We start from the raw sequence: 12,682 nt of genomic DNA, 5'->3' as shown, positions 1-12,682 counted from the left end.
TAGATTACAATACACTATGACGTGGGGTTAGAGTCAAGAGGCTATTTCCAGTATGTGTTTACAAAATTTTCTGCCTCTGTGCGCGAAAGCTCAAATTTTGACATGACCTTTTCAGTGACCTCCTTTTGCGTCAGTTGCAAATCGTGAAGAACCTCGACTAAAGCCTTGATTCCTTTGCGTTTACCCTTTTCCAGACCTTTCTTTTCCGCAACTTCAAAATCCTCTGCAAATAATTCCATCAATGCCTGACACATATTTTTTTCCACCTCTACTTCTTTATAGTTTGCTCTGAGTATTACATCCATCACAGCCTGATATAAGGGCTGTGTCTTGTTCTTATCATATGTTTCTATTAGGTTCCGTATTTCTCCGCCTGATTTCAGATCATTTCTCAGGCTTTGCATCCAGAAGTTTTTTTCCTTTGTAAGTTCGTGTGTAATAATTAGTTGCATGGGAAAGGGATCGCCTTTCAATTCATAGATACCTTGCTCACATTTTTTTATAGTCATCCCCCTTGTGTTTTGGATATGTTTTAGCATTTTTACGGGATAGTGATTGCAGACAAAAGTAATCCCTATTTCGTCTGGAGGGATTTCCATGACTTTTTCTGTGTCTGATTGATATAGACAGGCGTATGCATATACCTTATAAAAGTCATTGATACTCAGACTATCATCGGGAGATTTGTACTCCACTATGTTATATTTCTGAAAAAGCTGTCCGATGTTTTTATGTATTTTCTGTTTACCATCAAGCTTTACTACCAGAAAGTCAGTCTGCAAGGGTTTCTTTCCCAAGAGATGTTCGTCTTCTATCTTAATCTTATCCAGCTCGTCAAGGAGTTCTATGCGCAATACTGCACTAAAAGCGGGATGCCACTGCAATTTTCCATCATGCATGCTTTCTCCTTTCATTATAGTAAGGAAAATAAAGTATCGCAATATTAAGTTGTAAACTATTCTGTGAATTCTGTGGCAGAACTGCCTGGGAAGCGAATTCAGATATTTTTTGTAGAGCAGGGAAAGTGCCAACTCTGATGATAACTACAAGATAGCATAAAGCATTTATAAATACAAGGGGAAAATTGGTAGGGCTAAAGGAATCTTGCTGGTAAAAAGAAAAAATGAACATGTTGAAGTGAAAAGGCATTTTCTAATGAAAAAGAAGCCAACCTATGATATAATAAACCAATTGTTGGGAGGAAATGTTATGATCGCTTTATTGGATTCACCGGGAAACGCAGCGCCTTTATTTGAAGGATGGGAGGACACCATGATCTGGTCCTGCCTGGAAGAAACGATGGGGCGTGTATATGGAGATGCCAGGGAAAAACCGGGATCCGCGGCTGCGGTGTTGGGGGATTTCTGCTTTTTTGCTGGGCAGCCTGACCGGGAGCTGGCTCTTTACAGACCTGATGGCAAGCCGCGGGAATTTATGATCCTGGTTCCGAAAAATGAGGAATGGGCTGGGCTGATCCGGGAATGTTATCCGGAAAATTCGAGGGAAATAAAGAGGTATGCGCTGAAAAAAGAGCCGGACGTTTTTTCCGAAAGCCATCTGAAAAAAGCGGCGGAAAGCCTGCCCCAGGGTTATTCCCTGAGAATGATTGACAGAGAGCTATATGACTGGTGCAAAGGGCAGAAATGGAGCAGGGATCTGGTTTCCCAGTATCCGGATTATGAATTTTACAGAGAGCACGGCATTGGCGTAATGGCACTAAAAGACGGCGTGCCTGTCTCCGGCGCGTCATCCTACTCCAGTTATCCTGGAGGGATTGAGATCGAGATCGATACGCAGAAGGAGTACAGGAGAAAGGGACTTGCCCTTGCCTGCGGCGCCCGGCTGATACTGGAATGTCTGCAGCGGAAGCTTTATCCGAGCTGGGATGCCCATAATGAAGGCTCACTTGCCCTGGCGCAAAAATTGGGCTATCATTTTTCACATAGTTATACAGCCTTTGAAATCTGGGAAGAATAACACACAAAACGATGAAATTAAGAAGTAAAAAGGAGGACGATCATGCTGGAGATCAATACAAAAGCACCGGATTTTTCCCTGCCGGACCAGAACGGGGAAATGCACACTTTAGAGGAATATAAAGGAAAAAAAGTAATCTTATATTTTTATCCAAAGGATAATACACCTGGCTGCACAAAGCAGGCATGCGGCTTCGGGGAACTCTATCCGCAGTTCACGGAAAAGGGGGCAGTAGTGCTGGGGATCAGCAAGGACAGTGTGGTTTCGCACAAGAAATTTGAGGAAAAATACGGCTTGCCGTTTACTCTTCTTTCCGATACGGAGCTTACTGCAATACAGGCATATGATGTGTGGAAAGAGAAAAATATGTATGGCAAAAAGACCATGGGAGTGGTGCGTACCACCTATCTCATTGACGAAAATGGTATTATTACAAAGGCATTCGGCAAGGTAAAAGCAGCGGAAAATCCGCAGCAGATGCTGGATCTGATATAAGGATAAAACGGTATGAAAATCATAATTTCCCCCGCAAAAAAGATGAATATTGACACAGATACCTTTGGGTACAGCGCGCTTCCTGTCTTTCTGAAGGATACGGAAATCCTCATGGAATGGATCAGGACTCTTTCCTTTCCGGAGGCAAAAAAGCTATGGGCCTGCAATGACAAGATTGCGGAGCTGAACTTTCAGAGATTCTCCGAAATGGAGCTGGAAAAAAATCTGACACCCGCTCTTATTTCCTATGAGGGAATCCAGTATCAGTACATGGCACCTGCTGTTTTTTCGGATAAGGAATGGGATTATGTGCAGGAAAATCTCCGGATCCTTTCCGGCTTTTACGGGGTCCTGAAGCCCTTTGACGGAGTGACGCCTTACCGTCTGGAAATGCAGGCGAAGGCCGCAGTGAGCGGTTGTAAAAACCTCTATGATTTCTGGGGCAGTAAGCTTTACGAGGAAGTGACAGACAAAGACAGGATCGTGATCAATCTGGCGTCAAAGGAATATTCAAAGTGCATAGAAAAATACCTTCAGCCGGAGGATACATACATTACCTGCATATTTGGTGAGGAGAAAAACGGAAAGATCATCCAGAAGGGAACCCAGGCAAAGATGGCCAGAGGGGAAATGGTCCGCTACCTTGCGGAAAACGCGATAGAGGACCCGGAGGAGATGAAAGAATTCAGCAGGATGAATTACCGTTTCCGGGAGGAATTGTCATCAGGGAAAGAATATGTTTTTGTAACAGAGCAGAATACCCGTCAATGACCTCTCTTTTTGTGTGCGGAAAAAGAGAGGAAAAAAATGCGCCATAGATTTATGATAACAGCAGGGAGGGATGAAAAATGGAATGGATAGAAAGACTGAATGATGCGATCCGATTTATAGAAGACCATCTGACGGATGAAATTGGGTACCAGGAGCTTGCAAAAATCGCAGGCTGCTCTGCCTATCATTTCCAGAGAATGTTTGCTTATATGGCAGGAATGCCCTTGTCGGAATATATCCGGAGGAGAAAAATGTCTCTGGCAGCAGTGGATCTGCAGAGCGGAGATGAAAAGATCATCGATATTGCCCTGAAATACGGATACAATTCTCCTACAGCATTTAACCGGGCATTTCAGAGCGTTCACGGAATCGCTCCGTCTCTTGTAAAAAACGAAGGAGCGTCCGTAAAATCCTTTCCCCCGATCAAATTTACGATTATGGTGAAAGGAGCACAGGAAATGAATTACAGGATTGAGAAAAAAGAGGAGATCCGTATTGTAGGCATGGCAAAACCGATGTATGCGGAGTTGGAGAAGAATTTTGAGATCGTTCCTCAGATGTGGCAGGAGGCAGCCGTTACGGGGTTAATACCAAAGCTGGCAGGTATGATGAACTCCCAGCCTATGGGAATCCTGGGAGTATGCGACTGCAATGACCCGGAACATGGAAGATATTATATTGCCGTTGCCACCTCAGCAGAGGCAAAGGAGGGTATGGAGGAGCATGTGATCCCGTCCTTTACCTGGGCGATCTTTCCCGGAGAAGGGGTCTGCCCACAGGCGATCCAGGAGCTGGAGCAGCGTATCGTGACAGAGTGGCTTCCCACATCAGGTTACGAATATGACAACGGACCGGATATTGAAGTATATCTGGAGCCGGATCCACAGAATTCAAAGTTTGAAGTGTGGATTCCTGTTGTGAAAAAGTAAAAGTAGTTTTATTCCTATTAAACAGCAGGGGAGAAATCCGTAAATGCGGATTTTTCCCCTGCTGTTGTTCAGTGGTGCGCCTGGCGGCGCGAGTTTCCGGCGGGTGCAAATCCTGAATCCGTCCGGCAGCCGGGGATGGTATAGCGGCATATAGGAATCTTTTTCATATATGGCATTGACAAAACTGCACTAACTGTATATACTGTTCATATACAGATAAAAACAAAGAGGTGATGAGTTGAATATCCTGATAGATAATAAAAGCGGAGCGCCGATTTACGACCAGATATACACACAGATTAAAAATCAGATCATCAGCGGCGTATTGGAGGAGGACGAGGCACTGCCCTCCATCAGAAATCTTGCGAAGGATCTGCGCATCAGTGTGATCACCACCAAGCGGGCCTACGATGAGCTTGAACGGGAGGGCTTTATTTACACGATTCCGGCTAAGGGGTGTTTCGTAGCGCCTAAGAATGTGGAATTGCTGAGAGAGGAGAATCTGAAAAAGATCGAGGACTATATGCAGAAGATCGCGCAGCTTGCGGTTACCTGCAGTTTGAGCAAAGAGGATGTTATTGAGATGTTTGAGTTGAACTGGGAGGAATAAAGGATGAATGCTCTGGAAATAAAAAATCTGACAAAAACCTATGACGGATTTAAGCTTGACAATCTGAATCTTACACTGCCCAGCGGCTGCATTATGGGACTTGTGGGTGAAAATGGAGCCGGTAAAAGCACTACAGTCAAACTGATCCTGGACATGATCAGCCGGGACAGCGGGACCGTAACGATCATGGGAAAGGACAACCGGGAGGATCTGTGCCGCACAAAGGAAGACATCGGTGTTGTGCTGGATGAGGTTGGATTTCCGGAATGTCTCACGGCAAAGCAGGTAGGAAAGATCATGAGATATACCTACCAGAACTGGGACGAAAAGGAATATGAGAGGCTTCTCAGGGAGCTGTCCGTGCCCTTTGAGAAGACCTTCGGAGAGTTTTCGAGGGGAATGAAGATGAAACTTGGAATTGCTGCGGCAATGGCTCATGATCCGAAGCTTCTGATCCTGGATGAGGCTACCAGCGGCCTTGATCCCGTTGTGCGGGATGAGGTGGTAGAAATGTTTTATGAGTTTACCAGAGACGAAAACCATACGATCCTTATTTCGTCGCACATTGTCAGTGATCTGGAAAAGCTTTGCGATTACATCGCTTTTCTCCATAAGGGAAAGCTGCTGCTTTGTGAGGAAAAGGATGTTCTTCTGGAGGAATACGGGATCCTGCACTGTACAGCCGCGCAGCTTCAGGAGCTGGACCCTGCGGTGGTCAAGGGCAAAAAGGAATCCCCGTATGGAGTGGAAGCCATCGTAAAGAGAGACGGGGTTCCGGAAGGGATGAGCCTTAGCCCGGTAGGAATCGAAGAGCTGTTTGTGTTTATGGTAAAGGGGGATAAATAGGATGAAAGGATTATTATTGAAAGATCTTTATATGACAAAGAAATACTGCCGCATGGTATTTGTCTGCGCCTTTATATTCCTGGCAGTGTCTATGGTAGGAAACAATAATGTGTTTTTCGCATTTTATCCTGTGCTCATTACAAGCATGATCCCTGTGACCCTGATAGCCTACGATGAGAGAAGCAGATGGGATATCTATTGCGGGGCGCTGCCTTATTCCCGGTCACAGATCGTATCGTCAAAATATCTGATAGGACTGATATTGCTGGGCACCGTGTGGATATTCACCGTGCTTTCACAGAGTATTGCAGTCATTGTTTCAGGCGGGAGCCTTTGGCGTGATTCAGCAGGATGGCTTGCTGCATTGCTTGCCATGGGGCTTTTGTCAGAGAGCATCATTTTTCCGGTGATCTTTAAATACGGTGCGGAAAAGGGACGGATTGTCTATTACCTTATCATTGTGGTTTTCTTTGCTGCCGGAGGCAGTCTGGTGGTTCTGAATGAGGAAAATCACATTGTCTGGGATGGAAGGCTGATAACCGGAGGACTCTTAGCCGCCGCAGTGCTTGTATTCACAATATCCTGGAAGATATCTATTAAGATTTATGAGAAAAAGGAGCTGTAAAAAGCGGGTAGGTACCTAATTGGAAAAGATTACATACAATATCCTAAAAAAGGATTTGCCTATGTATATCTTGGGTGAAATATTGCTTTGTCTGTGTTTGCTTTTTGGCATTCTGTTTGAGGCGCGCATAAAAAAAGCCGAGAAAAAAGTCCGCCGTATGGGGGAATGTGAAAAGTATTGTCTGTTGGAGCAAATGCTGAATCCGTTTGGTTTTTCCTTTATCCCGGAGCAGAAAGTGATGACCTCCACACGGGATGCCTGGCAGCGGGAGTTTGGCTACCAGGCGCTTTTTGACGAAACAGCAGTCTATTTTAATATGGTGTTTGACGCAGAGCCGATTTATTTTGACTATGAAAACCGGACCTGGATGATAGAGCTTTGGAAGGGACAATATGGGCTCAACACAGGAGGAGAGATCGGAGTTTACCGTGCGGATTCCCTGATCGCACCACAAGAGCGCAAAACAGCCATATTTAAAAGTGTGCCGGATCAGGAGCTGCCCTTTTTGTCTGCCAGATTATATAAGAGGGAGCGAAATTTATTTTGCATAAGGAAAAAGCATTGGTGGCTCACTGGTTTTCTGGTAGGGGAATACTGCGAACCGGAAGAGCTGTCCATGAAGGTGACCATTATGTTTCCGGACAGGAAAATGGTTCAGAGCTTTACCGAAGGCCTTTTAGAATTGGGATACCGGGAATGTGATCTGTGCTTTTGCGGCAGGACAGTTGGCTTCCTGTTTGATCGGCCTTATTCGGTACAGTCTCATAAGAGGAATTTCCGGAGGGTGCGGTGGACCCAGCTTAAGAACCGCGTTTTTTGCAAACTATACCGGTTCGTTACGAAGAAATTTACAGAAACAGAGGATAAGATTCTGTTTCTGTATTTCTTTTTGCCCGGGACAGTCCGCCATATGCTGGTGTCTCAGAAAAACAAATGCCAGAAGTGGAGGAAGAAAAGATGAGCTGTTATACCAGGATCTCACATGCCTTTGATGAGGCAAAAAGATTGCCCCTGACAGAAAAAACCAATTATATTCTGTTTAGCGACTGTCATAGAGGCTGCGGAAATGCCAACGACAATTTCCTGAAAAACGAGCAGATTTATCTGGCAGCCTTGCGCTATTATTTTGACAGAGGCTTTGTGTATCTGGAGCTGGGAGACGGGGATGAGCTGTGGGAAAACCGTTCCATGGAATGTATCCGGGAGATGCACGGTCACAGTTTTGAACTGCTGGATAAATTTCATCGATCAGGACGGCTGTATTGCCTTTACGGAAACCACGACCTTGTAAAAAAATGCAGAAACTTCCGGCAGAAATACTTTCCGGGATATACGTTTTATCCCGCTGTTATCCTGAAAGATATGGAGAAGGAAAAAGACATTTATTTGATCCATGGCCATCAGGCTGATCTTTTGAACAGCACGCTCTGGCGTCTGTCCCGGTTTCTGGTGCGCTATGTCTGGAGGGTGCTGGAGGCGCTGGGGATTCCTGATCCCACAAGTGCAGCGAAAAACCATATAAAAAAGAAGACATCAGAGAAGATCCTGGCAGACTGGGCCAGAATAAACGGGCACATTTTAATAAGCGGGCATACCCATCATCCCATGGCTGGTTCAGAAAGTTCACCCTATTTTAATACGGGAAGCTGCGTTCATCCCTCCGGGATCACGGGAATCGAGATCAGCGATCGGTGTATGACGCTGGTGAAATGGAGTGTCACCACAGGAGAAGACATGGCTCTTTGCGTGACCAGGGAGGTATTGGGAGAAAAAATCTGTATCGATGATTATGGGTGTTCTCAAATTATGGAAAAGATGGTATAGTATGATGACATGGGATTGGATTTTGTGACAGGATGAGAAAATACACAGGAGGTCTTTATGTCTGCAAAAGTACGTGATATGACGGTTGGGACGCCGGGAAAACTGATTCTGCTGTTCGCCCTTCCACTGATGCTGGGAAATGTATGCCAGCAGCTCTATACGATGGTAGATACCATGGTAGTTGGACAGGTGGTAGGCGTTCATGCACTAGCCGCATTGGGCGCAGTGGAATGGATCATGTGGCTGGTTTTGGGAATCTCTCAGGGAATCACCCAGGGCTTTTCCATTTTGATCGCCCAGTATTACGGGGCAAAAAACAGAGAAGGATTAAAAAAAGCGGCAGCCCACAGCTATATGCTGACAGCTTTGATCGCTGTGATCGTGCTTGTAGTCAGTCAGGCTGGAGCAAATTGGCTTTTGGAGTTTTTAAATACCCCGGAAGATGTGATCGGCATGTCACTTGGGTATGTTCGGATCGTATTTTGCGGGATACCTGTGATCGCAGCATATAATATGTGTGCTTCCACGCTGAGAGCTATAGGAAACAGCCGTACGCCTCTGATCGCCATGATCATTGCGGCGGGGATCAATGTTGCGCTGGATCTTCTTTTTGTAGCAGGATTTTCCTGGGGCGTAGGAGGCGCTGCGCTGGCAACCGTCATTGCACAGACGTTTTCCGCTGTCTATTGCTTTCTGGTTTTGCGAAAAATAGATGAGGTACAGGTAAAAAAAGGAGATTTCGGACCGGAAGAGGGGCTGAACGGAAGGCTTTTGAAGCTGGGTGCGCCCATTGTCTTTCAGAACGTGATCATTGCAGTGGGCGGTCTTGTGGTGCAGTACGTGGTAAACGGCTATGGTTTTTTGTTCGTGGCAGGTTTTACTGCTACAAATAAGCTTTACGGGATTTTGGAAATGGCATCGATTTCCTACGGATACGCGGTGGTGACCTATGTAGGTCAGAATCTTGGGGCAAATAAGCCTGCCAGGATCCGGAAAGGCGTAAAGGCTAGTGCGGGAATTGCCTTTGTCACTTCGGCGGTGATCTCTCTGATCATGCTTGCGCTGGGGAGAAATATTTTGTCTCTGTTTGTATCAGGGGACCCGCAGCAGACAGAGCAGGTATTGGATATTGCATACCACTATCTGTTTATGATGTCATGTTTCTTGTGGGTGCTGTATTTCCTGTATGTTTACCGTTCCGCACTTCAGGGCCTGGGCGATACGCTGATTCCCATGATAAGCGGAATTGTAGAATTTATCATGCGCGTGGGAGTTTCTTTGCTTCTGCCGAAGCTCATCGGACAAAACGGGATTTTTTATGCAGAGATCATGGCGTGGAGCGGAGCAGCGACGCTTTTATCCACAAGCTATTTCTGGAGAATGAGAAAACTGGAGAAAAAAGAAATTTCATAATGGTTCAGATATGGAGCTTATAAAACAGACAGCCGGAACTTTTATAGAAAGGGACGGCTGTCTGTTTTAAACGGTAAAAAACAATCAGGAAAGATGTTTTTTAATAGCAGCAAAGCTTTCCGGGCTGATGAAATGCTCAATGCGGCAGGCATCTTCGGTAGCTGTCTGCGGGTTTACGCCCAGGCTGATCAGCCAGGAGGACAAAAACTGATGACGTTCATAAATCATGTCTGCAATCTGCTGGCCTGATTCTGTGAGATAAATATAGCCCTCCGGAGTCACGGTGATATGATTCTGTTCCCGGAGATTTTTCATGGCAACACTGACACTGGATTTTTTAAACCCCAGCTCATCGGCGATATCTACAGAGCGCACAACAGGTTTCTTTTTACTGAGAATTAATATGGTTTCTAAATAATTTTCAGCGGATTCATTTGACTTCACGATGTTTCACCTCAATTTCTGTTCTATTTCCAATCATGATCCAAAATAGATTATTGATTATAGGATACCATAATTCCGGTGCGAGGGCAAATCCTTTTTGCGCCCATGGACAGGCTTTAATTGAGAAAAAGTTGCTGTTCATAGGTAATATCCCGCGAGGTATTTTTGTCCACATCCCCCCTGGGGGCTTGTGGGAAAAACACTCTTTGGGTAAAATGAAAAAACATGAATAATATTGGAGGAAATGCCAGGGCATACCGTTATGCCCAGAAACACGGGCAATAAGGAGGAAAACAGTTGAAAGAGCTACTGGAAGAAATAGAAAGCTACTGGAGTACCAGGACAGAAGGGTATTCTGAGGTCAACCAGAAGGAGCTTCACGGGAAGCAGAAAAAGGCATGGCTTGCTGTTCTGGAAAAGGAATTCCCGGCTAAGCCGAAGGAGGAGATCCGAATCCTTGACATTGGCACAGGGCCGGGCTTCTTTCCCATGATCCTGGCCGAAGAGGGATATTATGTGGATGCTGTGGATTACACAGAGAGGATGCTGGAAAAAGCAAAGGAAAATGCAGGTGGGCTGTGTGAAAAAATCCGTTTTGCGCGTATGGATGCCCAGGATCTGGAATTTGAAGACAACACCTTTGATGTGGTGATTTCACGCAATCTTACCTGGAATCTTCCGGAGCCGGAAAAGGCATACCAGGAATGGTACCGGGTGCTGAAGTCTGGCGGAAAAATGCTGAATTTCGATGCAAATTGGTACAGCTATCTCTATGATGAAAAGAAGCGTGCGGAATACGAAAAGGATCGCAAGAATGTGGAAAAGGAAAGCCTGGATGACCACTATTTATGCACGGATATTGACCGTATGGAGCAGATCGCCATGCAGGTTCCGCTGTCTGCAATCAAACGTCCGGCGTGGGACAGGAAGACCTTAAAGGAAATCGGGTTCGGGGAGATCACTGTTGACGAGACGGTATGGAACAGAGTGTGGAGTGAGGAGGAAAGGCTGAACTACGGCTCGACACCTATGTTTATGGTAAAAGCAGAAAAGCCATCCTGGGGAGCCTTTGAGCTTGGCGGACTTTCGGTAACGCCGGGGCACAGAAAGCATGGCGTCCTTACCATCGGAGACGGGGAATTTCTTCTTCCTGCTACCGTTATCCGGGGCACGAAGCCCGGTAAAACCGCGCTGATCACGGCGGGGGTACATGCCGGGGAGTATGTGGGGATCCAGAGCGCAGTTGAGCTTGCAAATGACCTCAGTGTTGAGAAAATGAGCGGAACGGTAGTGATCGTAAAGGTATTGAACCGCGATGAATTTGAGAACCGCAGAGGAAGCGCGGGACAGGCAGATATAGGAAATCTGAACCGGGTATTTCCGGGAGATAAAGGGGGAGACAAGCTTTCCCGTCTGGCATGTGCAGTGGTAAAAGAGCTGCAGGCAAAAGCCGATTATTACATAGACCTGCACAGCGGCGATGACTACGAATATCTTGTCCCCTATGTGTACTATGCCGGCATGGCAGAGCCTGAGGTGGCAAAGCTTTCCCGCCGGATGGCAGAGCAGGTTGACGTTCCCTATATGGTAAGATCCAATGTGGCATCAGGCGGTTCCTATAACTATGCAGCCTCATGCGGTATTCCCAGCGTCCTTTTGGAAAGAGGAGGAATGGGTGCCTGGGACAGCGAAGAGGTGCGCTCTATGAAGCGGGATGTGAGAAGCATTCTGCGGTATGTGGGCATTTATGATGGTCATAAAAGCTACCGGAAATATTACCCGCTGGATGTAAAAAATGTACAATACCAGTCTGCATCATATTCCGGCTTATGGTATCCTGCGAAGAAGGTCGGGGACCTTTTCCGGGAGGGCGAGATCCTGGGTGTGGTTAAGGATTATGAAGGAAATGTTCTGGAAACCAGTGTGGCTTACAGTGAGGGCGTGATCCTGTATCAGGCAGGTTCCCTGCAGGTATTAAAAGAAGGCCCCATGGTGACCTACGGACAGATCGCCTACGAGGAGGATGACAGGAAAGAGCGGATCGCTTCCTACTGGACAAAGCGCAGCGACAGCTTTCTGGAGCAGCGCAGGGCTGAGCTTCACAGTCCTCTTGCAGGGCGTTGGCTGGAGGAGTTAGAGAAACATCTGCCAAAGAAAAAAGGATTAAAAATCCTGGATGTTGGATGCGGAACAGGATTTTTTACCATACTAATGGCAAAGGCAGGGCATGAGGTAACAGGAATCGATTTAACCTCTGACATGATCGCCCATGCGAAAAAGCTGGCAGAGGAAGAAGAGGTATCCTGTGAATTTCAGGTGATGGATGCGGAGCGTCCGGATTTCCCGGATGAGACGTTTGATGCTGTGATCTCGAGGAATCTTACCTGGACGCTCCCGGATGCTGCCGGGGCATATTCCCAGTGGTGCCGGGTGCTGAAAAAGGGCGGTGTACTGATTAATTTCGATGCCAATTACGGAGCAGCGGACTGGTCCGATACAAAGGGCCTGCCGGAAAATCATGCCCATAATACCATCGGAGATGCACTGATGCAGGAGTGCGAGGACATTAAGCGTCAGCTTCCTATCAGCGCCTATATGCGTCCGGCGTGGGACCTGGAGACGCTTGGAAAGACAGAAATGACAAGCTTTTTATTTGATCTGTCCGTCAGCAGCAGGATCTATACGGAGGTGGATGAGTTTTATAATCCAACACCGCTGTTTCTGATCTGCGCCCGCAAAGGAGAATGA

At 46.5% G+C, this 12,682-nt stretch carries 13 protein-coding genes; 11 read left to right on the top strand and 2 right to left on the bottom strand.

Annotation, left to right across the window (positions count from 1 at the left end; genetic code table 11):
* Positions 1 to 41: 41 nt before the first annotated feature.
* Complete coding sequence (locus tag ACESZH_RS00870) at positions 42 to 1,031, bottom strand: hypothetical protein (protein ID WP_373215412.1); 990 nt, start codon at positions 1,029 to 1,031, stop codon at positions 42 to 44.
* A 178-nt stretch (positions 1,032 to 1,209) separates the two neighbouring features.
* Here ACESZH_RS00870 and ACESZH_RS00865 point away from each other — a divergent pair, with 178 nt between their 5' ends.
* The 10 genes from ACESZH_RS00865 to ACESZH_RS00820 all read left to right on the top strand — a co-directional run bounded on the left by ACESZH_RS00865 (position 1,210) and on the right by ACESZH_RS00820 (position 9,490).
* Complete coding sequence (locus tag ACESZH_RS00865) at positions 1,210 to 1,977, top strand: GNAT family N-acetyltransferase (RefSeq protein WP_373215410.1); 768 nt, start codon at positions 1,210 to 1,212, stop codon at positions 1,975 to 1,977.
* A gap of 42 nt (positions 1,978 to 2,019) precedes the next feature.
* The gene (bcp, locus tag ACESZH_RS00860; protein WP_373215408.1) at positions 2,020 to 2,472 is read left to right on the top strand and encodes a thioredoxin-dependent thiol peroxidase; all 453 of its coding nucleotides are present in this window, start codon (positions 2,020 to 2,022) and stop codon (positions 2,470 to 2,472) included.
* A gap of 12 nt (positions 2,473 to 2,484) precedes the next feature.
* Entirely contained in the window at positions 2,485 to 3,243 is a 759-nt protein-coding gene (gene yaaA / locus ACESZH_RS00855; RefSeq protein ID WP_373215405.1) for a peroxide stress protein YaaA, read from the top strand.
* A 77-nt stretch (positions 3,244 to 3,320) separates the two neighbouring features.
* On the top strand, positions 3,321 to 4,172 hold the full coding sequence (locus ACESZH_RS00850) for an effector binding domain-containing protein (protein WP_373215404.1): 852 nt from the start codon (positions 3,321 to 3,323) through the stop codon (positions 4,170 to 4,172).
* Between the two features lie 238 nt (positions 4,173 to 4,410).
* Positions 4,411 to 4,782 carry a GntR family transcriptional regulator gene (locus tag ACESZH_RS00845; RefSeq protein WP_373215401.1) on the top strand — a complete coding sequence of 124 codons (372 nt, stop codon included), beginning with the start codon at positions 4,411 to 4,413 and terminating at the stop codon, positions 4,780 to 4,782.
* A gap of 3 nt (positions 4,783 to 4,785) precedes the next feature.
* Positions 4,786 to 5,628, top strand: a complete 843-nt coding sequence (locus tag ACESZH_RS00840; protein WP_373215398.1) for an ABC transporter ATP-binding protein — start codon at positions 4,786 to 4,788, stop codon at positions 5,626 to 5,628.
* A 1-nt stretch (position 5,629) separates the two neighbouring features.
* Positions 5,630 to 6,253: an ABC-2 transporter permease gene (locus tag ACESZH_RS00835; RefSeq protein ID WP_373215397.1), complete on the top strand. Its 624-nt coding sequence runs from the start codon at positions 5,630 to 5,632 to the stop codon at positions 6,251 to 6,253.
* A 61-nt stretch (positions 6,254 to 6,314) separates the two neighbouring features.
* A complete protein-coding gene (locus tag ACESZH_RS00830; protein WP_373215395.1) occupies positions 6,315 to 7,214 on the top strand; it encodes a DUF4474 domain-containing protein in 900 nt (299 codons plus the stop codon).
* Entirely contained in the window at positions 7,211 to 8,077 is an 867-nt protein-coding gene (locus tag ACESZH_RS00825; RefSeq protein WP_373215393.1) for a metallophosphoesterase, read from the top strand. The genes ACESZH_RS00830 and ACESZH_RS00825 overlap by 4 nt, the downstream gene beginning before the upstream one ends.
* 57 nt (positions 8,078 to 8,134) lie before the next feature.
* Entirely contained in the window at positions 8,135 to 9,490 is a 1,356-nt protein-coding gene (locus ACESZH_RS00820) for an MATE family efflux transporter (RefSeq protein ID WP_373215390.1), read from the top strand.
* Between the two features lie 84 nt (positions 9,491 to 9,574).
* Here ACESZH_RS00820 and ACESZH_RS00815 read toward each other — a convergent pair whose 3' ends face one another.
* A complete protein-coding gene (locus ACESZH_RS00815; RefSeq protein ID WP_373215389.1) occupies positions 9,575 to 9,934 on the bottom strand; it encodes a metal-dependent transcriptional regulator in 360 nt (119 codons plus the stop codon).
* A gap of 297 nt (positions 9,935 to 10,231) precedes the next feature.
* Here ACESZH_RS00815 and ACESZH_RS00810 point away from each other — a divergent pair, with 297 nt between their 5' ends.
* A complete protein-coding gene (locus ACESZH_RS00810; protein WP_373215388.1) occupies positions 10,232 to 12,682 on the top strand; it encodes a methyltransferase domain-containing protein in 2,451 nt (816 codons plus the stop codon).

It is taken from the genome of Ruminococcus sp. 5_1_39BFAA, from assembly GCF_964240875.1.
Classification (GTDB): domain Bacteria; phylum Bacillota; class Clostridia; order Lachnospirales; family Lachnospiraceae; genus Blautia_A.
The sequence above is the reverse complement of the archived record's forward strand: the minus strand, read 5'-3'. Positions and strand labels throughout refer to the sequence as shown.